At 58.8% G+C, this 22,165-nt stretch carries 23 protein-coding genes; 3 read left to right on the forward strand and 20 right to left on the reverse strand.

Annotated features, from left to right (window positions below):
* Positions 1-186: 186 nt before the first annotated feature.
* A complete protein-coding gene (locus tag HY962_04695) occupies positions 187-1,326 on the forward strand; it encodes a PDZ domain-containing protein (protein MBI5646210.1) in 1,140 nt (379 codons plus the stop codon).
* A 195-nt stretch (positions 1,327-1,521) separates the two neighbouring features.
* Here HY962_04695 and HY962_04700 read toward each other — a convergent pair whose 3' ends face one another.
* From HY962_04700 to HY962_04740, 9 genes are all read right to left on the reverse strand, one after another.
* Positions 1,522-2,154 (reverse strand): cation transporter, encoded by a 633-nt coding sequence (locus tag HY962_04700; GenBank protein ID MBI5646211.1) that lies wholly within the window; start codon positions 2,152-2,154, stop codon positions 1,522-1,524.
* Between the two features lie 84 nt (positions 2,155-2,238).
* Positions 2,239-2,469: a 4Fe-4S binding protein gene (locus tag HY962_04705; protein MBI5646212.1), complete on the reverse strand. Its 231-nt coding sequence runs from the start codon at positions 2,467-2,469 to the stop codon at positions 2,239-2,241.
* A 292-nt stretch (positions 2,470-2,761) separates the two neighbouring features.
* Entirely contained in the window at positions 2,762-3,262 is a 501-nt protein-coding gene (locus HY962_04710; GenBank protein ID MBI5646213.1) for a hypothetical protein, read from the reverse strand.
* A 107-nt stretch (positions 3,263-3,369) separates the two neighbouring features.
* Positions 3,370-3,990: a hypothetical protein gene (locus tag HY962_04715; GenBank protein ID MBI5646214.1), complete on the reverse strand. Its 621-nt coding sequence runs from the start codon at positions 3,988-3,990 to the stop codon at positions 3,370-3,372.
* Positions 3,987-4,721: a methyltransferase domain-containing protein gene (locus tag HY962_04720; protein MBI5646215.1), complete on the reverse strand. Its 735-nt coding sequence runs from the start codon at positions 4,719-4,721 to the stop codon at positions 3,987-3,989. Before HY962_04720 ends, HY962_04715 begins: the two co-directional genes overlap by 4 nt.
* A gap of 22 nt (positions 4,722-4,743) precedes the next feature.
* A complete protein-coding gene (gene recR / locus HY962_04725; protein ID MBI5646216.1) occupies positions 4,744-5,343 on the reverse strand; it encodes a recombination protein RecR in 600 nt (199 codons plus the stop codon).
* A 10-nt stretch (positions 5,344-5,353) separates the two neighbouring features.
* Positions 5,354-5,695, reverse strand: coding sequence for a YbaB/EbfC family nucleoid-associated protein (locus tag HY962_04730; GenBank protein ID MBI5646217.1), 342 nt, complete (start codon positions 5,693-5,695; stop codon positions 5,354-5,356).
* Between the two features lie 116 nt (positions 5,696-5,811).
* Positions 5,812-7,104, reverse strand: a complete 1,293-nt coding sequence (locus tag HY962_04735) for an MgtC/SapB family protein (GenBank protein MBI5646218.1) — start codon at positions 7,102-7,104, stop codon at positions 5,812-5,814.
* A gap of 154 nt (positions 7,105-7,258) precedes the next feature.
* Entirely contained in the window at positions 7,259-8,023 is a 765-nt protein-coding gene (locus HY962_04740; GenBank protein ID MBI5646219.1) for an alpha/beta fold hydrolase, read from the reverse strand.
* Between the two features lie 104 nt (positions 8,024-8,127).
* Between HY962_04740 and HY962_04745 the strand changes: the two genes are divergently transcribed.
* Positions 8,128-8,874: a hypothetical protein gene (locus HY962_04745; protein ID MBI5646220.1), complete on the forward strand. Its 747-nt coding sequence runs from the start codon at positions 8,128-8,130 to the stop codon at positions 8,872-8,874.
* Here HY962_04745 and hypE read toward each other — a convergent pair.
* The 11 genes from hypE to HY962_04800 form a co-directional block, all read right to left on the reverse strand.
* Complete coding sequence (gene hypE, locus HY962_04750; protein MBI5646221.1) at positions 8,871-9,926, reverse strand: hydrogenase expression/formation protein HypE; 1,056 nt, start codon at positions 9,924-9,926, stop codon at positions 8,871-8,873. The two genes, HY962_04745 and hypE, sit on opposite strands and share 4 nt — an antisense overlap.
* 31 nt (positions 9,927-9,957) lie before the next feature.
* Positions 9,958-11,097 (reverse strand): glycosyltransferase family 4 protein, encoded by a 1,140-nt coding sequence (locus HY962_04755; protein ID MBI5646222.1) that lies wholly within the window; start codon positions 11,095-11,097, stop codon positions 9,958-9,960.
* Positions 11,094-12,209 carry a glycosyltransferase family 4 protein gene (locus HY962_04760; GenBank protein MBI5646223.1) on the reverse strand — a complete coding sequence of 372 codons (1,116 nt, stop codon included), beginning with the start codon at positions 12,207-12,209 and terminating at the stop codon, positions 11,094-11,096. The genes HY962_04755 and HY962_04760 overlap by 4 nt, the downstream gene beginning before the upstream one ends.
* The gene (locus HY962_04765; GenBank protein MBI5646224.1) at positions 12,206-13,225 is read right to left on the reverse strand and encodes a glycosyltransferase family 2 protein; all 1,020 of its coding nucleotides are present in this window, start codon (positions 13,223-13,225) and stop codon (positions 12,206-12,208) included. The genes HY962_04760 and HY962_04765 overlap by 4 nt, the downstream gene beginning before the upstream one ends.
* Entirely contained in the window at positions 13,222-14,280 is a 1,059-nt protein-coding gene (locus HY962_04770; protein ID MBI5646225.1) for a glycosyltransferase family 2 protein, read from the reverse strand. The genes HY962_04765 and HY962_04770 overlap by 4 nt, the downstream gene beginning before the upstream one ends.
* Positions 14,277-16,145, reverse strand: coding sequence for a glycosyltransferase (locus HY962_04775; GenBank protein MBI5646226.1), 1,869 nt, complete (start codon positions 16,143-16,145; stop codon positions 14,277-14,279). Before HY962_04775 ends, HY962_04770 begins: the two co-directional genes overlap by 4 nt.
* Before the next feature lie 4 nt (positions 16,146-16,149).
* Complete coding sequence (locus HY962_04780) at positions 16,150-16,863, reverse strand: FkbM family methyltransferase (protein ID MBI5646227.1); 714 nt, start codon at positions 16,861-16,863, stop codon at positions 16,150-16,152.
* The gene (locus tag HY962_04785; protein ID MBI5646228.1) at positions 16,863-17,603 is read right to left on the reverse strand and encodes a hypothetical protein; all 741 of its coding nucleotides are present in this window, start codon (positions 17,601-17,603) and stop codon (positions 16,863-16,865) included. The genes HY962_04780 and HY962_04785 overlap by 1 nt, the downstream gene beginning before the upstream one ends.
* Positions 17,600-18,853 carry an ABC transporter ATP-binding protein gene (locus tag HY962_04790; protein ID MBI5646229.1) on the reverse strand — a complete coding sequence of 418 codons (1,254 nt, stop codon included), beginning with the start codon at positions 18,851-18,853 and terminating at the stop codon, positions 17,600-17,602. The genes HY962_04785 and HY962_04790 overlap by 4 nt, the downstream gene beginning before the upstream one ends.
* Positions 18,850-19,671 (reverse strand): ABC transporter permease, encoded by an 822-nt coding sequence (locus HY962_04795; GenBank protein MBI5646230.1) that lies wholly within the window; start codon positions 19,669-19,671, stop codon positions 18,850-18,852. The genes HY962_04790 and HY962_04795 overlap by 4 nt, the downstream gene beginning before the upstream one ends.
* 151 nt (positions 19,672-19,822) lie before the next feature.
* Positions 19,823-21,253: a M20/M25/M40 family metallo-hydrolase gene (locus HY962_04800; protein ID MBI5646231.1), complete on the reverse strand. Its 1,431-nt coding sequence runs from the start codon at positions 21,251-21,253 to the stop codon at positions 19,823-19,825.
* Between the two features lie 582 nt (positions 21,254-21,835).
* Between HY962_04800 and HY962_04805 the strand changes: the two genes are divergently transcribed.
* The coding region (locus tag HY962_04805; GenBank protein MBI5646232.1) for a hypothetical protein at positions 21,836-22,165 on the forward strand (330 nt) is incomplete at its 3' end.

Here is a 22,165-nt window from a genome sequence, read left to right on the forward strand (position 1 = left end):
TCCCAGGACGAAATCACGCATTCCCGCTGTAGAGCGCTGCGTGACGGTCGTTCAGTGCACCCGGCGACGGCCCGGCGGACCGTGCTCAGGATGGATGCGGGAACAAATGCCGCCATGCAACGTCTAATGATGCTTCAGGATAGGCGTATTGACCTTCATCGAACCGTAGCAAGAGGAGACACTACAATGAAAACAATTCTGTTTCTCGCGGCCATATCGCTGTGCCTGGCAGGATCGGGGGTACAGACGGCATCGGCACAAGTGAAGAAGGAAAAGAAAAAAATCGAAACGATTTCCGCAGCAAAAGGTGCATGGCTCGGAGTCGCGTTAAAAAGCGTGACAAAGGAACTGAAGGGTGAGGAAGATTTGAAAACGTCGACCGGAGCCTACATCGATGACGTTATCGATGATAGTCCCGCGGCAGAGGCGGGCTTTCAGGAAGGCGACGTTGTTATTGAATTCGACGGAAAAAAAATTTCCGATGCCGAGGATCTGCAAAAGGCGGTGAAGGATGCCGGAGTCGGGAAAAAAGTGAATGTGGTCGTTTTCCGGGATGATGAGAAAAAAACCCTGAGTGCGACACTTACCGAGCAGAAAAAGGACGCCTTTGCACTCGCGGACGCGTATCGCGAGAAATCGCGCCGATACAGCATCACGCTCCCGCCGGGTGCCCCAACGCCTCCCATGCCTCCGCGCGCGATGCACTTCCGCAGCTCCGCGTCTTCAGGCGTGTACGGGATGAAACTGCTCGAGTTAAACGAACAACTCGGCGCATATTTCGGTACAACGGATGGCAAGGGTGTGCTAGTCACGGAAGTGAAGAAAGAGAGCGCCGCGGAGAAGGCCGGCTTCAAAGCTGGCGACGTTGTGCTGCGCGCAGGAAAAAAGACCATCGAAGATGCCGGAGATTTCCGCAGTGTTTTCGGCGCCTTTGACAAGGGTGAAAGCATCCCCTGCGAGGTAATTCGCAAGGGCGAAAAATTGACGCTGAATCTCGAAGCGGCTGGCGAGGAAGAAAAGGATAACATGTTCTTTTTCCATTCGCCAGGAAGCGGGATCATGCAATGGAACGGCGAGGGTGATGATGACGAGGCATTTGACATTTCGATACCGGATGTGAACATCGATATTCAGAGAATAGGTGAAGGCGCCGATCTGAAGGAACTGCAGGAGTCGCTCAAGGATTTGGACGTGCGTGTGGAGGAAGAGAGTGACGGCCCCGGTGTGGTGCGCAAACGCGTCACTGTCACACCCAAGTCCGGCGAAGGCGGTGGTGAAAAACGGATTATCATCCGTACGGAAAAAAAGGACGGCAAAGATATTTAACAGAGTCCCGCAGTGGAGGCCGCTCTGAAAAAGGTCCGGCAGCAGCAGCAGATACACGAAACCCCCTCATGACGAGGGGGTTTTCATTTTCCGAGTAGAACTTGCTGTGCGGTTGAGCACAATGCGGCGGAGGGATTACCTCAGAAGGAACGCGCCGCACGATTCGGTCGGGGGACATCGCGAGGAGGGCACGCCTTAGTGGGCGTCACATCCGTCGTCACACTCCTCACCGCGCACATTTTCCCAACCCTCGCGGAACAGGAACACGGTAATAACCAAAGCGGCAAGTGGATCGGCCTGCCAGAATCCGAAAAGCGAATGGGCTCCGAGGCCGATCAACAGAGCGAGCGAGAGCCACGCGCATGCAAGCGTTTCCTTGGCATCCGCGAGCAGGGCGCGGCTCCCAATTCTCTTTCCTACCTCGCGTTTCTTCTTTGCAAGGACGGGCATGACAATCAGCGAGAGAGCTGCGATGACGATGCCGGGCAGAGAAGTGGCAGGCGCTTCGTTTACAAGAAGTTTTTCAACGGACTCATACGCTACCCACGCGCCAAGGAGAAGGAAGGAAAGTCCAACGAATCGAACCGCCAGCTTCTCCCTCCTCTCTGCCTGCTCCGGCGTCAGTGACGCGTGTCCGCGAAGGCGCCAGATGAGGATGCCTGCAGAAAGTGTTTCGACCACACTGTCGATGCCGAATCCGATGAGGGCGATGCTTGCCGCCGCCGCGCCGAATCCGACGGAAGCGGCCGCCTCGGCGAGATTATACCCCGCGGTGAAATATGAGAGGGAGAGTCCGCGCTGGTGGTCGTTCATCGGATGTGCATTCATGGAAAAAATATACGCCGGTGCGCGGGGAACGCACCGGCGTCGGGGGGGCCCTCCGTCCGCGATGGACAGAGGACGGGGTAAAAGTCAGTTCAGAATGACTGCGTCAGACGGGCAGGCCGTTTGACACGACGGCGTCTCGCTGTAGCCTTCGCACATCTTGCATAGTTCGTTCACGATGAACGTGTATTCATCGGACAGGGGAGGATGAGTCTGGCCGTCGATCGTGTAGGATTCGCCCGCCGCGTAAATCGCGTTGTTCGGACATTCGTCGATGCACGCGTTGCAGTTGATGCAGTCTTCAGTGATTGTCAGCATGAAAGGTACCTGATATTTGTGGGTGCTTCGTGGAGGTTCTACAGTAATGCTGGTGCAAAAGTACCGGTCGGAATTATACCGCGCAATAATTGGATCATCTGATGTCGGGAATGTCTGATTACTCCGAATACAGATATCTCGAAATAACTGCGGCGGGACCAGGAATATTCTTCACTTCTGTAATGGAAAAACTCGATCCAAGAAAATACATGAGGATGAATCATTCCATCGCTTCAATTCTTTTCTGCGCATCGAGTCGGAATTTTTTTCGTTTCCGCGGGTTAATCCTCCGTTAAAAATTCGATTCGTCCTTCCAGAGGGTCATTTTCCATGGTTGCAGAGTCGATGAACGGCGCAGGTCGAGACTCACCCGGCCATCAACGCGGACGATGTCGCTTGGATTGAACGTGACGGTGAGGTTGAATGTGCGTGACACATTGGCGCGCAGAGAGTCGCCGGAGAAGCCAACGATATTGTTCCAGACGAGGTTGAGGTTTTGTGCATTCTCGAAGAGGCGGGAGGTAATCCGCATATCCTCGTCGCGCCCCCAACTGAGGTCGACAAGTTTATCGTAGTCGCGGTAGCTGAAGATAAACTCCTGCGCGAGCAATCCGCCGTAGATCGTCGTGTCCTTGAATGTGTATGCGTAGCGGAAATTCTGAAAGACGCCATCCACCGTCATCTGGTCGGATATCAGTTGTTCGCCCGTTTCGGATCCGGTATCAATCTCCGGTGCAAAGGGATTACAGCCCAGCAACAAGAGCGAGAAACTGAAACAAACGACAAAAGGCATACGGAAAATGGATGTGTGCCGAGAGAACGTGTTCACGCGCGTTTCGTCCTTCGTCGATGGACGACGGAGCAGCAAGCCGGCCTGCGTGATATTGGAAGCGCTGTCTGTCAATTCGCGAAACGCCCCTTGAGTTCACTCCAGGAAGGGAGATTCCCCACCGGTGAATCCATCCATCGGACAATGCTCCAGATGGACGTGCGGTCCGGCGCCAAGACGAACTGGAGGTTGCCCTGCACGGTCTCTGCCGTTCCACCGATCCCATGGGGAAAGACGAGTGTGTAATCGCCCTGATAGACGGCCGAATCGGAGGCGAGGAGGGTAAACCGGCCGTTCAGAGCGAGTGAAGACACTGCGCTCGAGGGTGTGAGAGCGGCGAGTGCCGCGAAATACGATTTCTCGGACGCGAGCGACCAGTCGGTGAACACTGATGCATACCGTGCAGCGGCAGATGCGGTCGGAAGGAAGGAAAACGAACGGCCCGTGCTGAGCGTGTCGGGCATACACCGGATATAGTTGGATTCGTTTCGTTCCGCGATCGCGTTGCGCAGGTTCTCGATGACGATGTCCGGCGACGTCGGCGGAGTGAAGGTGGCACTGCCCGTGTTCGGCAGCTCGGGATCGCGTGTGTCGAAGAGACCACAGCCGGCCAACATGGCCGCAATGAAAACACCCGAGGCGATGCATGTGTATTGCCGGCGAGTGACGGATCTGAGTGCGCGATTGGTCATGGGTCCATCCGGGCAAGTAAAATACATCGCGGGGACACACGGGTAAACGGATTTCCCTGGTAGTCGCCAAATGCGTGCAGCGTGCGGAGCCCCGCGCGCGCGAGCATCGATTCGAGTTCCGATCTTTCGAACAAGCGCACGGATTCATGGTAGAGGCGCCGGTCGTTTTCGCGTTCGATGCGGATGTCTTTTTCGATGCGTCCGTCTCTGATCGCACGGTGTTCGCGTACGATACCCCCAGGGATCGAGCGCGCACTTTCCGGCTGCAGCGATGATCGCACATAGGCAGGATTCAGATAATCGAGCATGTACCAACCATCGGGACGCAGGCAGGCGGCCACTTCCAGGAATACGGCCGCGTTTTCGTCGTCTTCGATGAAGTAGCCGAACGCCGTGAAGAGTTGTGCGACACCGTCAAAGCACTGGCTGAAAGGGACGTGCCGCATGTCGGTTCGCACAAGATGGAGTTGTGATCCATAACGCCTTGTTTTCCGATGCGCGACAGCGAGGAGGGTTTGTGACAGGTCGGCTGCGACTACCTCATAACCCCTGCGTGCAAATTCAAACGCGTGGCGGCCAGTGCCGCAGGCAAGATCGAGCAGACGCGAGGGCGGGAGCAGTCCTGTCGCCGTTGTGAACAGTTCAACGGCCTGCCGTGCTTCATCGGCGTCGCGATGGCTGTAGACTTCCAGATACAAGGCATCAGCGAACCAGTTCTTGTACCACGCCATGGGAGGTGCAATCGACCCGTGTTCAACCAACGGCGATGCGGCCTTCCAGCGCGCGGCTGATAGTGGCGTTGTCCGCATACTCGAGGTCGGTGCCGATGGGAAGACCGCGGGCGATGCGCGTGACACGCACATCCAGCGGAGTGAGGAGGCGGGAAAGGTAGAGCGTTGTGGCCTCGCCCTCGACGTTCGGATTCATTGCGAGGATGATTTCGGTGACACCCGCCCTCGCCCGTCCGAGCAGTTCGTGTATATGGAGGTCGTCGGGGCCGATGCCGTCGAGTGGAGAAAGCCGGCCTCCGAGCACATGGTAGAGACCCCGAAAATCATTGGTCCGTTCGATGGCGAACACATCGGTCGATTCCTCCACGACACATATCAGAGCAGGATCCCGACGCCCGCTTGTGCAGATGGCACAAGGATCGGTTTCCGTGATATTGCAGCACACCGAGCAGGTGCGGACATTTTCCTTCACGTCAAGAAGCGCGCGCGCCATCTGTTCGGCTTCCTCGCGCGAGATCTTGAGAATGTGCAGCGCCAGTCTTTGCGCCGTCTTGCGGCCGATGCCCGGCAGACGTGAGAATTGCGCGATCAGATTGTCGAGAGACGGTGATGTGGATAACATGAGGAAAGACTCAACGGAGGCCGAGGGATCCTAGATCAAGGCCCGGAATGGATGGGAGCATCGAGTTTGTCGCGCTGCCGAGTTCGCGCGCCGCGAGTTCGCGCGATTGTTCCAGGGCGCGGTTGACCGCGGCAAGGACAAGATCCTCAAGCATGGCTATCTCGTTAGGATTGACCACCCCCGGTTCTATCGAGATAGAGAGCAGCTCCTGTTTTCCATTCGCACGCACCTTCACCATTCCGCCGCCCACTTCGGCAGTGACCTCCATGGCGCGGAGTCGCTCGTGCGCCTCGCCCATGCGCTCCTGCATCTCCTTCACCTTCGCGAGCATTTCGGGGATATTCAAGTTCATAGTGTTACCTTCATACGGAAACAAACGTGGCTATACCGCACAATGTACGGGAATAGGCCGAGAGGTTATAGCTCCGCGATCACTTCACCCCAGCTCCGCGTGCGGTTCCGAAAGATTCAGCCGAGGAACAGGTAGAGAACCAGTCCGAGTCCCGTAAGCAATACCGCCCCGAAGCCGGGAAGTGTATATCGACGAAGCGTCACGGCGCCAAGGGACATAGCGATACCCGCCTTCACAATGGTATTCACGGTAATTGCGAGGATGATCGCAATTGCAGCAACCGAATCGGTGACGCTGCCGGCTTTGGACAGATTCGCCATGGACAGGGTGATCGCATCAACATCGGTGGTGCCGGCAAGCCCCGCCGCAAGTAGAACGCCATTGTCACCGAGATAGATCTGCGCCGCTTTCGAAACGAACAGGATGGCCGCGAAAATCAGACCGAATTTTATCGCCGAGAATAATTCAAAGGGATTCGCAAGCTTTACATCGTCGTAGGTGTGTTTTCGGACGCCGAACAGAAGCAGTACGCTCGATGCAATCCCGACCAGGGTTAGAATGGCGACGAAGGGCCAGATGAATTGGAAGAGCTTCTGATTCGTCACGGCGATCATGATCAGTATGCGCGGATACATGATGGTGCACGCAAGAACAATGGCAGAGGCAAACGTCTTTCCCAGTTCGGGAGCAACCTTGCTCTTCTGCGAAAAAGAGAGAGTGACCGCCGTGCTCGAGACGAGTCCGCCGAGCAATCCCGTCAGTGCGATACCCTTGCGGGAGCCAAAAACCTTGACGAGGATGTAGCCGAAAAAACTGATGCCTGCGATGAGTACCACCATGTACCAGATGTGCCGCGGATTGAGTACGTCGAGGGGGCCGAAGGTCTGGTTCGGCAACACCGGGAGAATGATCGCGGTGATGATGGCGAACTTGAGCGTAGCGTAGAGATCTTCTTCGCTGACGCGTTTGATAAACGCCTCGAGTGGTGATTTCAGCGAGAGGAAGAGGGCCACAATCACTCCCGCCGCGATGGAGATTGCATACATCTCCCAGTAGATCAGCGCACCAAGCAGAAAAATGATGACGGCGGATACTTCGCTTGTCGCGCCGTAGAATCCATCTCGCGCCTCGAAGACGTACGACACGATTACAAGCCCAAAAAACGCCGAGGCCAGAGCTACGAGCACCCAGTGTGAAACGATGTGCCCGATGAGAGCGGAAAGGAAGCCGGCGAGTCCGATGAGCGGGTAGGTGCGAATGCCGGCAAAGAGTTTGTGACGCTCTTCGAGGGAACGCTCGCGCTCGATGCCGACCAGTGCTCCGACCAGGAGGCTGATGCCGGCCTTTTGAAAAAGGACAGTCACATCCGAAAAGTCCGGTTGTGACACGATCTGCGAAATCGAATCCATGAGGAACATGCCAAACACCCAGAGAAAGGAGAGGGGAGTGACGGGCGGGAGAGCCCTGGCGCAACATTCGCGCAAGTATACCGAAAAGCGGGACTATGCAACAGGGCTGTGGCGCGTCACCCCACACGCTTCCGCGAATGATTCGCGGGCTGTGTCACACGGCGGCGCGCAGCATATGCTTGCGCACGTGATGGGCCAGAAGGTCGGCATCCGCCGAAGGGAGGGGATGACGGGTTGCAGGCAGCACCGCCAACGATCCCGCCGGAAGAGCGCGGAACAGCGCAACCGCCTCGTCGAGAGGTACAAGTTCATCACGATCACCGATACTGACACATACGGGGACGGTGACGGATGCAAGGGCGTCTTCTGGAAAGTGTCCGGCGAGTCCAAGAATCATGGACGAGGCCGCCCGGCACAGGTCCTGCCAATGACCCGTACCCTGAGACGCGTGCAGCGACTCGAGCCGGTCGGCCCAGCGTGGTTGTTTGGCGCGGATGACCTCGGGATCGAGCGCATGGGTGAAAGCATTGATGGCCGCATCGGTCCAGTAGAACTTCGTCCCGTGCATGTAGATTGAGAGGATGTTTCCGGGCACCGTGCGTTCAAGTTGCAGCGCGACATATCCGCCGAGACTATAACCGACGACATGCGCCTGCGTGATACCCTCGGCGTGAAGAACGGCGCGGACATCGTCACACAATCCCTGCACGGAAAAAGCGTCGGGCGGCGCGATCGACCGGCCGTGCATCCGAAAATCGATACCCACCACGTAATGCGTGTGCGCAAGGCGCTCGGCAAGAGGCGCGAGCTCGGATTGATAGGTGCCGAGGATGCCGTGGAGCAGCAGGACCGCCGGATCGGTTCGATTGCCGGAGGTGTCGTAGGTGAGCGATCCGTCGAGAGTTTGAAGTATGGGCATGAGGATACAATCTCAAGAAAAGGTGATACTGCGCGCGGAATCGACTGTTGCGGGATACTGTGCGGTGTTATGTTACGCCGCATCGTCAAGAAGATCAAGATACCATGTCGAAAGCCGTCCGTCCCCTTGTTGGACTTTCCATCGCGATCATCCTCTTCGCCTCGGCACGTGCGCAGGATCACCCGCGCACGGTGGGTGAAATAGCCGTTCCGAGCGGCTGCTCGCGGGCAGCCGTACAGGCGCCCTCGTTCGGTGCATGGCTTCGCGCGCTCCCGCTCAAACGTGACACACAGATCCGCGGCTTTGATGGATCGACCATACGGAACGGCATCTACTCGGTTCTTGCGGTCGTGGACATGCCCTTGTTGTTCAGACGCGATCTGGAACAATGCGCGGATTTTTGCATGCGCTTCTGGGCCGAATATCATAAGACCGCAAACATGCTCGACGCCTTATACCTCTTCGAATACAGCGGAAAAAAAACGCGGTTCCGCACCTCCGGGCTGTCGTACCAAGCCTTCCTGCGCCGCGCGTTCAACGGATCGAATTCCCATTCGCTCAAGAAAGGGTGCAGTGCGGTGGACGACGACAACGCCGCCCCCGGCGATATGATCGTGCAGAATGAGCGTGGCGGCATCGGACACGTGTCGATGATTCTCGATGCCTGTGTTTCAGCGAAAGGCGAGAGGTACTATCTGATCGGCTTCGGTTTCATGCCCGCGCAGGAGTTCCATATCGAAAGGGCGGACGCAGAACACGGGCGCGTCGGTTGGTTTACACTCGACGGATTTGTACGATGGCTTCGAGAGAACCTGAACGTGGGTGAACCGGTGCTCCGTCGTTTTCCTTAGCAGATCCGCGGGAGCTGTTCGCCCGACAACATATCCACGACTCGGTTCCCCCCGACGGCCGTCCGCATCACGACGGTCCCGGGGTGTTGTTCCACCACACGCCCGATAATCCGCGCCGCCCGCGCTTCTTTCCTTGAACGCATGTCGTCGAGTACGCGCTGCGCATCGTGCTCCGGCAGTATCGCGAGGAGTACTCCTTCGTTCGCCACATACAGAGGATCGAGTCCGAGAATTTCACACGCACCGCGTACATCCTCGCGAATCGGTATCAACGCCTCGTCGATCTGAATACCGACATTCGCGTCGGTGGCGATTTCATTGAGCGCGCTCGACACGCCACCGCGTGTGGGATCGCGAAGGACGTGTATGTCGGGGCAGATGTCGAGCATCCCCGCCACCAGCGCATTCAGAGGGCGCGTATCGCTTTCAATGACCGATGCGAACGAGAGGCCCTCACGCACGGACATCACGGCAATGCCGTGTTCGGCGATCATCCCGCTCAGCACGATGACATCACCCGGCACAGCGCGGCGCGGCGAAATGGCAACACCAGGCCGTACGACGCCGATGCCCGTCGTGTTGATAAACAGTCCGTCGCCCTTTCCCCGCTCCACCACTTTCGTGTCGCCCGTGACGATAAAGACCCCCGCATTATCCGCCGCGCGTTTCATCGAGAGCGCCACCCGCCACAGGCTTTCCATCGGGAAACCCTCTTCAATAACGAATGCTGTGGAAAGGTACCGTGGTGCCGCGCCGCACATGCTCACATCATTCACCGTACCGTTGACGGCAAGCGCGCCAATATCTCCACCAGGAAAAAACAGCGGCTGCACAACAAACGTGTCGGTGGATATGGCCCAGCGTGAAAACTCCGAATCGAGGACGGCGCCGTCATGTCCACGATCCGCAAGCGGACTCGCAAAGACCGAAACAAAGAGGCGCTCGATGAGCTGGCGCGAGAGCCGTCCGCCTCCCCCATGCGCGAGTAAGACGCGAGGATAGTCGGAGAGGGGAATGGGGCAGGCCTGACTGTCGAAGATGGGAGCGTTCATACGGAGGCGATGTCGGGAATGAAAATGGAAACTAGCGCGCGCCGGTGGATGGAGCGAGCTGCTCATAAATGCGGAGCACGCCATCAACCATGCCGGTCACAGAAAACGAATCATACACACGCTGCCGCAGGGCCTGCGACAGTCGTTCGCGCAGAGCGTTGTCGGCGAGTATTCTCCCAATAGCGTCGGCGAGGGCAGGAGCGTTGCCCGGTTCCACAAGCAGCCCGTGTTCCTCGTGGACGACGAGTTCAGGGATGCCGTCGGTGCATGAGGCGATAACGGGCGTGCCCGCGAGTCCGGCTTCGACGAGAAGCATGGGCAGTCCCTCCATGCGAAGAGAAGGCAGGAGGAGCACATCAGCCGCTTCGAGGAGAGGCAGCACATTCGGTTGAGGCGGAAGAAACACCGCGGGCACGCCGCACCGCAGGCATGCGTCTCGAAGCAGGTTTTGGTCGGATCCGGTTCCGGCACAAAGAAGAGAGATGCCGCGACGACTTCCATCGGCCCGCGGACCCGCGTCGGGATGCCGTCGCGCGAGGAGATCCAACGCCGCGGCGAGCACACGTGTCCCTTTTACTTCCGTCAATCTGCCAAGCAACGCAAGCACGAACCGGTTCCGCTTTTCGGATACAATAGTCCGATATTCCACGCTCGCGCGCATCGGTGCATCATCACCGACAAACTCCGATCCATTCCGCACGACGGTAACACGTGTCGCAAGCCCGGGATCGCGCCTGATCAAGCCCTGCCGGACGGCCTCGCTCACGGCGATGATGCGGCGTCCGGGGCAGTGCGGGAGCAGTCCCGCGGGCGGGATCACGGCGTGAATCGTCTGCACAAGGCGGCCGCGCACGCGGGGTGATGCGAACCACATCTGATTGCCCGAGTAAAAATGATGCGTATGTACGATATCAGGCTTCCATTCCGCGACAAGCGCTCGCAGCGCGCGCACCCCCCGCAGAAACCCAGCCATGGAGCGGTTGGTGTGAGCGGTGTCCGCGATCACCTGATACGGCACACCCGAGGATTCGAACACTGGGAACGCGTCACCACCCGATGTCGCGACAAGAACCACATCACCTCGTCTCCTCTGTTCTCGCGCGAGCAGCAGCACGTGTTTTGCCGCCCCATCGGCCAGATCGCATCGATCGACAAGATGAAGCACTCTCATGCGCGTTGTCCCCGATGCATCAGAGCGGCACATTCTTCCAGGTACCTATCGGCGATATCCGACCACGCGAGGTGAGACACGGTCATTCTCGCCGCGCGGCCCAGGGCCTCGCGCGCGCCGGGATCCGCAGCCAGTGTGTCGAGTGCAGCGGCAAGCCCCTGAACGTCACCGTACCGGACCAGGATGCCATTCCCGCGGTCGTTGATCATGGACGAAATCCCCGATTCCTCCGTCACAATGACAGGGAGACCGGCGGCCATCGCCTCGGCCGTGGCGATGGAAAAACTTTCGAAGCTGCTTGCGCACACAAAACAATCGTGTGCCGTGAGCCAGCGTGCGAGCGCTGCGGACGGCAGTGGATCAGAGACAGTCACGGGTACCGGAGGCCGATCCGTTTCCCGGGGCGACGGCCCGAGTAGTGATACTTCAGCCGGATTCCGCATCATCTCCAACGCGTCGCGGAAAAACTTCCAGCCCTTTTCGACACGCGATACATCCCCCGCGAAGGCGATTCTCAATACCGCACCACTGTTGCTGCGAGACGTCTCGAAGTTTTGTGTGTCGAAAAACACCGCGTCTACACCATTCGGGATTACGGGCGCGTTCATATCGATGCCGTACTCCCGTCCCGCAAGACCGCGAATATGCGGAGATACACATACACACTGTGATGCCAAGGCGAACACGAATTTCTCCGCAAGCGCGTCTTTCACCCGCATCGACCACGGGGCATTCACTCTCCAGAGGGCGTTTTCCCGGCGGACAACACCGTGGACGATATACAGCACCGGGATACCCCGCAGACGAGCCCACAGCACCGGAAAAATCACAAAGCGTTCAAACGTCGCAACGAGCAGGACATCGGGTTGAAAGGCCGACAGCGCCGAGGCGAAACGCGCAAGTCCAAGCGTACACACTGCGTCGTCCTGATGCGTTGTTCTGCCCACGATTTTCCGCGCTGCAGAGGCCGTTTTTCCGTCGAAGAAATAGGTGAAGAACGCGGCGTGGACTTCGGGGCGAAGTTGGAATTGTTGGAAGATGCGGCGGGCGACCTTTTCTGGTCCGGAGAGGATGTCACCTTCGCGGTAGCGGCCGACAAATGCGATTCTCATTGCGGACTCCTGCGCAGAGCCCGGCCGATCATGGATCGAATCCGCTCTGAAGAACTGATATCGGCCTCCCGGTACAGTGGCATCTGTCGGGCCGCACCGAGCATTTCGGGCGTGAGGGAAGGATATCGCGGAACGAGACGGAAGAATCTGCGAGTCAGGCAGCGCTTCAGCGCTGTTTGATCGTACGTGTGCCGTACCGCATTGGCCTCGAGAAGACGGACCATCCACGCATGAATGCGCGCAGGTGCATCATCGCCGTCAGGCGGACGCCATTGCGCGATAGAACCGTGTACATCCAGATCCGCGTCGTCGTACTCGATGCCAAGTCCGGCAAGGAGGCGCGAGTGGATCGAGCGGGTGGCCTGCGCAGTGCTGTCGGCAAGTCGGGCGGAGGTCTGTCCTTCGTGCTGCCGATATTCATAGAGGACGCGGGGCAGGATTTCGAAGCGCGTGTGCGGGGCGAGACGCGTCCACATGTCGTAATCCTCAGCGGAACGGAACACGTCGCTGTAAAGCGGCGCGTGCGCGCGCGCCACATCCGCCCGCAGCATGGAGGCGCCGTGGGGCATATGCGAATCGAAGAGCATTTCGCATCGAATGTCGTCGTGATGGGCGGCGTAGCGGAATGTGTGCCGACGCCCGTCGATGGTGCGCAGCCACACGCCGCAGGCCCCTGTGCCGGGATGAGCGTCGAGCAGAGCCGCCTGCATTTCGAGACGATGCGGATGAGAGATGTCATCGGCGTCCATCATGGCGATGTACGAACCGCGCGCAATGCTCATCCCCTCGTTTCTGATCGCGGCGAGGCCTCGATGCGCCTCATGGCGATGATATCGGATGCGTTGATCCGGTATTCCCGCAACGATCCGTTCCGTCCCGTCGTCCGAACCGTCGTCGAGGATCAGGAGTTCAAGATCTCCCAGACTTTGTGCAAGAATGCTTCGAACGGCGGTCAGGATAAACGAGCCAGCGTTGTATGCGGGCATGACCACACTGAGACGCGGAGAGGAGTTCATACGAGATCCTCCGTCACCGGTACGTCAACGCGACCGGGCACATCACGCCGGAGGAGGCAGCGCAGCGACTGCATCGCGCGCGGCAGAGGACCGGCGTGCGCCGCGCGGTACAGTTCGAACGATCGGAAGCGCCTGGCTGCTACAAATCCGGCGTGCGCGAAATAATCACACACATGGAAAAAACGGCGCGCGCACATATTCCGCAGGGCGCGGGGATCGTACACTCCGGATCGCGCATTTGCTTGCTCAAGGCCATGCAGCCAGTCGTGCAGCGCGTCGAGCGCATCGAGCCGGCGGGGTATACGCCAGTACGCGAGTTGTTCGTGCGTGAGCTGCGATTGATCCGAGAGATGCAGACCTAATTCCGACAGGAGCTGCGCTTGTATACGTCGTGTTGTCGCGCGTTGCTCCGCTCGCTTCCGTGACGCAGTCTGACCGGGATGGACGCGATAGTTGTACAGCGACCGCTGTACGTTCGCCAGCCGCGCGTGTCGTGAGAGACGCACGATCCACTCATAGTCTTCGGCATGCGGATAATCCTCGCTGAAACGCATGTCGCAGCGTTCCATCAGGTCTCGGCGGAACATGGCCGTGCCGTGGATGAGCGCAGGATTAAACAACAGTTCGGCGCGAATATCCTCGTGCAATTCCGGATAGGACCATGTCACCGGGAACGGGGTGCCGAAGCTGCGCATCCAGGTGCCGCACATGTCGATATCCCGATGCGCATCGAGGTACGCAGATTGGATCACGATGCGGCGGGGATCCGCCACATCATCGGCATCCATCCGCGCGATGTATTTCCCGCGCGCCTCTCCGAGCAACGTGTTGAGTCCGCGTACTATCCCCTGATGCACAGGAGAGGAGAGGAGACGGAGGTACGGCAGATTCAGTGCACGGACGCGATCCGCGCCGTCATCCGTTGAGGCATCGTCGAAGACCAGAATTTCGAGAGCAAACGCCCGGTGCGCGACGGCAACGCTCGAGATGGCCTCACATACAAACGGCGCCGCATTGTGCAGCGGGATGAGGACGCTGACGAGAGGTGCGCTCATCTGCGTTTCCTCCGGAGGGCATCAACAAGGAATTGTGCACGATCGAGACGGGCGGGCCGGTACAATGCGGCAAGCGGAGATGCGTGCCAGATGCGGCGGGCGGCAAGTCCGGCTTCCGTCGCACGCCTGCACACATCGAACCACAGGCGTCCGAGCACCGCGTCGAGCGCGCGAAAATCAAAACACATCGAGCTATCATTCGCTGATCGGAGACGGCGCAGCCAGGATTCGACCGCGGCAAGCCATGCAGGATCGGACCGCCAGAGGTATGCGCCCAGTGCGTGGTGAAGCAGAAGTTCCTCCCTCGTCGCATCGATTCCGAGCCGCTGAAGTACACGGTTCTGCGCGGTGCGCGTCACCTCGGCCTGTTCCTCCGAGAACATGCGGCCGACCTGCCCCGGGTGCGAACGGTAGCGGAGAAGGACCTCCGGCAGATTTGCAAACTGAACGAACGGAAGGCAACGCAGCCAGAATTCATAATCCTCCGCAAGGTCGAAGGCAGAATCGAAGGCGCCGTGCGAGCGGAGCACTGAGGTGCGCAACATCACGACAGGATTTGCGAACTGCGGCCGGAAGAGGAGTCCCGCGGCGATATCGGCGTGCTGTTCCGGGTAGCGCACATCGCCGTTCCACGCATCCCCGAAGGTGCGCACCGCGGCACCGAGAATGCCGACATCGGGGTGTGCGTCAAGAAACGCGCATTGTTTCTCGAGGCGCAAGGGATGCGCAAGGTCGTCGGCATCCATGCGCGCGATATACGTGCCGGACGCTTCGGCCACTCCGCGCATAAATGATGCCGCCTGTCCGAGGCGTGTGCTGTTGCGCAGCAGGCGGAGGCGCGGGTCGTTGATCGCGTCAAGCACGGCGCCCGTACCGTCGGTTGAGGCATCTTCAACAACGAGGAATTCGAAGTCGCTCATCGTCTGGGCGAAGATGGAATCGGCGGCGGCGGCGATGTATGGTGCCGCATTCCGCGCAGGCATGACAACCGACACACGCGGGACCGGGGCTGAAACGGACGCGTCCGATGGTACAAAGCGCAGAGGCAGTTCCTGATGGCAGGCATTCGGCACGAATCCTCTGTATGCCTCGATGTTGATGCGCACCCCATCCCTATAGAGCCGCGCGAGCGCCGCTGCATCATATCCCGCTTTATCTCCGCTGCGATTCGCCGTCGTCCTCTGAACGCGATTCAGGGGCAGGGACACCGTTGCGGAAGTCTCGAGACACATCAGCAGCGGCCGCCGTGACGACATCATGCCGGCCGCTTCCGCAAGCCGCCCCTCGAGGACATTCGGATTCGTGAATTCCGAAGCAGCGAGAACATCGTGCAGGTCGCGGCTTCTGTACATCGATCCTGACACCTCGAGCGGATACCCGAAGTCGTGTTCCTCGTTTTTCCATTCGTAGACGTACAGGCCGCTGCCGATATGACGAAAGGAGGGGATACGTTGCTGCGAGCGTTCCGCGTACGAATAGCCCGTATTACGGCCGACACGAAAAGAGACACCTATCACCTTTTCATTTCGCGAGAGGGCGTCCATCGCCCCGCGCAGCGGTACGGGCCGAAGCCAGAGTGCATCATCAACCATACACAGGACGAAGCCGTCCGCGTCAAGAAACGAGAGCACCTGATCGCGAAAGGTATTTTCCTCCAAGAAATGGATGCGTGTATGCTCAGCAGCCCGCGTGAGAATGTGGTAGGTCTCCGCATGGAGGCCCGGATCGGCCTTCCAGAGTGCGTTGACAGAGAGCATTGCGTCCACGTCTCCAGCGTATGCCCAGAAAGATCGCAGGGCCGCATCGAGCTGCATGGCGCGATTCCTGCTGAATACCAGGACGCGCAATGGATTCGGGCCCGTCATCAGCTCAGTCCCTCCATCGTTTCCACCACGGACGTTCTCGGAGGGAGGCACGGACGTAGAGTTCCATACCGAGCCATTCATCCGCGTACAACGACTCGCGCCGAACGAATCCGTTCCGGTCGAGGAATGCGTCGAGTTCCGGGAACAGCGGCTGACCAATGTACATCGCACGATGCGCGACTTCGGTGTAAATCACCGACACCGATGCGAGCATGTCTCCCAATCCATGAAGCGCGAGAAGTTCCGCACCTTGAAGATCCATCCACAGTACATCGACACGGGACAGGTTTTCGCGGGCCGCCCAGGATCGCAGGGTCACTGCCGGGACTGTTATGCGACGCTGCACATACCGCTCGTTCGGATACTCCGGATTCGCGAGAAAAAGACTGGAGGCACCGATATTGCCGTCGGCATGGGGAGTACGCGTTGCGACGGGATCGATCGCGTAGAAGTCCACGTCGCCATCCCGGTCGGACACCGCGCATTCGACCAGGGAGACGCGTTCATTGCCTTCGACAGCAGCGCGACAGATCGGAATGGCGGCGGGATTACACTCGAACGCAAATACACGTGCGTTCGGAAACAGTCGCGCGAGCGCAAGTGCCGCGCAGCCATCCCTGCTGCCCAAATCGACGGCGATGGACACCGTCGCGGGCTCGATCCATCGCCGCATCGCGGTGCCGGCGCGGACGATCTCTCTCGCATACTGCGCGTCCATCACGGTCTTCCCCTGATGACACGCCGCGCGAGTCGGACAGTGCGTTGCACGGCCGTGGGACCGAGATCGACATATGTGTGCAGCGAGGAGTGGTGGAAGATGCTCTTCTGTCCCCTCCCATACAGCACCGTCGCGCGAACACCCAATGCGGCGGCGAGTGTCGCGCCGCCGGAGGCAAGACAATACATGGCGGAGACGGAGGCGATGAGATCACAATACTCGAACACATCGCGGGGAGCGATCCTTGCCGCCTCAACTCCTTCACATGCGACCGACGGCCCGGGGAAGACGCTGATAAGATCGGGCGGATGTACACGCAAAAACGAGCGAAGGCGCCTCGGGGAGATGTCGCCGACGAAGGAGACAAAGTGCGGATCAAACAGTGCGCGCCCCGCCCATTCATCCCGTGTACGGGGTGAATAGTACACCTCCGGCTCGTGCAAAAGCTTGCCGTCGTCCATTCCGTGTGCGTGCATGATGTGGTCGAGCAGGTTCATACCTTCAGGCGGCTCTCCGAGGTCCGGCATGTCGGGGAAGTCGTCGGTAAAACCATCGACGAAGGGGTTCAACTCCCACACAAGCCGTCTGTACGCAGGGTCGCGGTACTCCGAGGCATTGGAAACCAGCACGCGCGAGACACCGCAGCACTGATGTGCGATACGAGGAAGGTGGCTGTGGAAGAGATGGTCGCCCAATCCTCCATGTTCCACACGGATGATCAAGGTATCGCGCATGCTCATCGGAGTTCCGGAAGGATATCCCATTCGGCCTCGCCATTGACGAGGCAGCGGTATTTTCCGAGATAACGTGCAGAGGTGTACGGAATGTCGAGCACATCGAAGGCCACGGCGCGCTGCACCTGGAAGAGAATATCACGTGTGACAGCATTGTGTGCGCCCAGCGAGATCCGGTAGCGACCCGCTTGCAGCGGATTTTGAATACTGATGCGAAGCCGGTGCAGTCCGGCCGTGAGCGTCAGCGGCGGCGCCTCGTTGTCGGTATGATGCGCGCCGAACACCGCGGCGCCGGATTCCGCGTCGACCTGAAGTCCGAAGACAACATGCGAGAGATCGCGTTTCGCCTCGATGACGCAGTCGATTTCCACCGGTTCGCGCCACCGAACCGACAGCGCGTCGCCAAAGGGATTACGTAATTCCACAGCGTGCAGACGGATGTTGGAAGCACCCGCATATCCGGCCTCGTGCATGTCTTCGCGGATTTCGACGCGCGTATCGCCCGAAGCGACACTGGCAACGTATTCGCGGATGACATCAACAGTGGGTCCCGCATGGCGGACGCCGCCCCCGTCGATCCACATTGAGCCTGGACAGAGCGCGGAGATCGCCGAGAGGTTATGGCTCACAAAAAGGATGGTGCGTCCTGAGTGCACGACGTCGCTCATTTTCCCGAGACATTTCTGTTGGAACGCCGCATCGCCCACGGCGAGTACTTCATCGACCAGCAAAATATCCGCCTCGAGATGCGCCGCGACCGAGAAGGCAAGCCGCAGGTACATGCCGCTGGAAAAGCGTTTCACCGGAGTGTCGATAAATCGTTCGACCTCGGCGAAGGCGATGATTTCATCGAAGCGCCGCGTGATGTCCGCGCGCTTCATCCCCAGCACCGCGCCGTTGAGGAAGATGTTTTCGCGGCCCGTGAGTTCGGGATGAAATCCGGTTCCGACTTCCAGCAATGAGGCCACCGAACCGCTGATGCGCACACGGCCCGCCGTCGGTTTTGTTATACGCGAGAGGATACGAAGGAGCGTGCTTTTGCCCGCACCATTCCTGCCTATCAGTCCGACGATTTCCCCTTCGGAAACGTCAAGATCCACATCGTGAAGCGCCCAGATCCGGTCGCGTGGCGCACGTCGGAAGGGCCATCCGCGCGCGATCGATTCGCGCAGGGTTTCCGATGCAAAACGACCGACCGTCTGCCCAAGGACGTATTGTTTGCCGAGGCCTTCCGTATGAATGACGATGTTGCTCATATCACGTCGGCGAAAGCCGCCTCCATACGCCGGAAGAACCACATACCGCCTGCGAGGATACAAAGTCCAGACGTGACGGATATGGCAAGCAGGCGCCCCGGAATATGCGCGTCTCCGAGCAGCGCCAGACGGAAGAGTTCCATGACACCGACGATAGGATTGCACCAGTACCATGGCGCAACCGCGTCAGGAATATGCGCCGAAGAATAGCCGATTGGAGAGATCCAGAACAGGACCTGCAGGGCGAAGGGCAGCGCGTGCGCCACATCGCGATATCGCACACCGGCCGCGCTGAACCACAATGAAATTCCGAACGCGACGGCGAGAGCGTAGATCATGGCGAGGGGCAGCAGAATAACATCGGTCCCGGGAGGATGTCCCGCCCAGAGTGAGATTCCGAGATAGAGTCCGGCGGCGAACAACCAATCAACCAAACCTCTGCACAGTGCCGCGAGCGGCAGGATGATGCGCGGGAAGTAGACCTTGGTGACGAGACTCGTGTTGGAGATCATGCTTTGGCTCGCGCCCGAAATACCATCGGACATCAGACTCCATCCGAGAACTCCCGCCATCGCCACAAGCAGGTAGGGTGTTGAACCCGAGGGCAGCTTTGCCATGTTCCCGAAAACAAAAGTGAAAACAGCGGCCGAGATTGCCGGCCGGAGGACGGCCCACAGCACGCCGAACACCGTCTGTTTGTACCGCACCTTCACATCACGCCAGGCCAGGAAAAAGACCAGCTCGCGATGCATCCACACATCGTGCCACATACGAAGGAAGGGCTCGGATTCCGGGCCGAGTTCTCGTGTCGGTTTCATGTTCAGCTTCGGTGCGGCGGATCCTGGCCGGCAACACATGGATGAATGCACGCGCGGGCCACCTGAGACGGTTCCTTGTTCAAAAGGGATGCACGAATAGACACAACGTAGCACACGAGCGCGTCGAAGGAAACAGTACGGGTAAATCGGTTCATCGCGGCAGCGGCCGAGGGAGTTCCGCTACGGCGTACACTAACGCGGCGATCGCGGCCGAGCATCGCCAGAAATCCTTTGGATCGACTTTATCGACAGTGTCGGCGGTTGAGTGATGGTACCAGAAATACTTGCTCCCGTCGACGGAGAGTCCGGCACTGGGTACCCCGCTTCGCGTAAGAAAGCTGATATCGACGCCTCCTCCTCCTTGCGTGATTGTATCTGCGCCAAGTGGTGCAAGCAGGGGTGCAAGTTTACGTAGAATTGTGATTGCCGAATCCGTGCCGGTGAATCCGAATCCGCGTGGTGAAAAAATGCCGGCATCGGCTTCGAGTGCAAAGACATGCCTCTCGTTTGCATGGCGTTCGGCATACGCGCGCCCACCCCGCACACCATTTTCTTCGTTTGTCCAGAACACTAGCCGGAGCGTCCGCTTCGGTTTGAGCTCGAGTTGCTGAAGGATGCGCAGCGCCTCCCAGGCGGCGATGCAGCCCGCGGCATCATCGTGCGCGCCATGACCGGCGTCCCACGAATCAAAGTGTCCGCCGAAGACGACGATCTCATCGGGAAATTCCGTCCCAGGAATTTCTGCGATGACATTATGCGAAATGGTGTCGGGGAGGGTTTGTGCGCCCATTATCAGACGCACCCTGGGCTTCTGCCCGCGATCAACCATCCGATGAAGCATCATCGCATCCTCTGGAGCTACAGCCGCGTGGGGAATTTTCGGGACGCTGTCCGCATAGTGCATAGCGCCCGTGTGCGGCGTGAGGAGCGACACAGGTGTGACGGAACGTATGAGCGAGGCGACTGCGCCGGCCCGAGCGGCGTCGATGGCTCCGCGCGAACGATACTGCACGGTTTCGCCATAGTTCGTGTACGGGACGTCGAACAGAACAATTTTACCCAGCGCTTCCGCGGAGCGACGCGTGAGTTCCTGAAAGGACGAGACCGCCAAGATCTCGGCTTCGATTCCCGCCTCAGGTGTCGCTACGCTTCCGCCGAGTCCGAGCATGGTCAGGGCGGCGGTGCGTGGGAACACCAGGTCGGCCCGCTCCACTCCGCGGACCCAATGCGGCACCATAACCTCCTCCGTGAACACACGCGGAAATTTGTCACGCTGCATTTCCTTGCGTGTCCACTCGATGGCATCGACCAGATTCCCGCTGCCGCTCAGACGCGGTCCGAATGTGTCGCAGAGGTACTCGAGCCGCCGATACCCCGTCGAGTCGTGTTCCGCACGATCTATGATGCGCAAGACGGCCTCCCGGAGCTTTTCGTGGGATGGTCCCGAATTCGTTGCATGACCGCCCTGTGCGATGGCGCGGCCGGACGTAAGCAGTGCAAATATTGCAACAACAAACAACGACGTTTTGAAAGTGATTCTGGAAACACACGATATTTTATTAGGTGAATCTACCGTTGTCATGCAGTTATTTTGCATTACTACCATACCATCTTTATTTATTACCGTGGGGTTGCTGTCTCACGGCCACTCTTTGGCCGGCGAATCATCACGAAAAAATCTCTTGGAAAGATAAATATATCTTGTCTTTGAGTTCGATGCTCCATAAGTTTTTTTATCAGTTTCGAGGTGCCCCTCCGTCACGCGGAGCTCGAAGCTCGACACCATCTTTCACAACATACTTCTTGACTCGATGACTGTGGCGTTGGAGTACACAGGTGCTTTGTCGTGCATTAATTTAAGACAAAAAGACCCGTTATTCCTGCTCTAGCCGCCGTTTCCCCGGCCGCCCTCCATGAGGGTGCGCGGTGGTATCATCACCGGCACCGGGGTTCGGAAACAGTTGAGAGTCGCCCACTCCTCACGCGGAGGACGCCATGAACACTCCCTGGTCCGTCGTAAGCGCACATGCTGCGCGCGACACCATTCGATTGTTGTGTGGTGTTTCTCTCCTCGCCTGAGGCATGGCATACGAACGTCCAATATCAGATTCAATCACGATTCATTTCTCAACACCCAACTCATCATTTCATCAAAGGAGCTTTTATGGAAACGATCATCACGAACCCGCAGACCCTCGAGTCGTACGTTGACATCCCCGTCGCGCCGGCCAAGCCCGAGATTCGCGAGCGCCGCCGCCAGATGTTCACGGGCAACGAGGATCACGACATCACCCTGCATGACGCAGCGGCACTGACACGCAACTTCCGCGAGCGCGCGGGCAAGAACGCCATTAAGGGCGGATTCTTCGGCCAGGCAGCGCTGCAGCAGTTGATGGATCAGGACGGCGTTGTGGGTGTGCGGTATTACTACGCGCAGGAAAACGACGGCCGCCCGGTGCTGGTGCTGGTGGGCGTCGGCAGCGACGGCAACGAC

It is taken from the genome of Ignavibacteriota bacterium (assembly GCA_016218045.1).
Taxonomy (GTDB): Bacteria; Bacteroidota; Ignavibacteria; order SZUA-365; family SZUA-365; genus JACRFB01.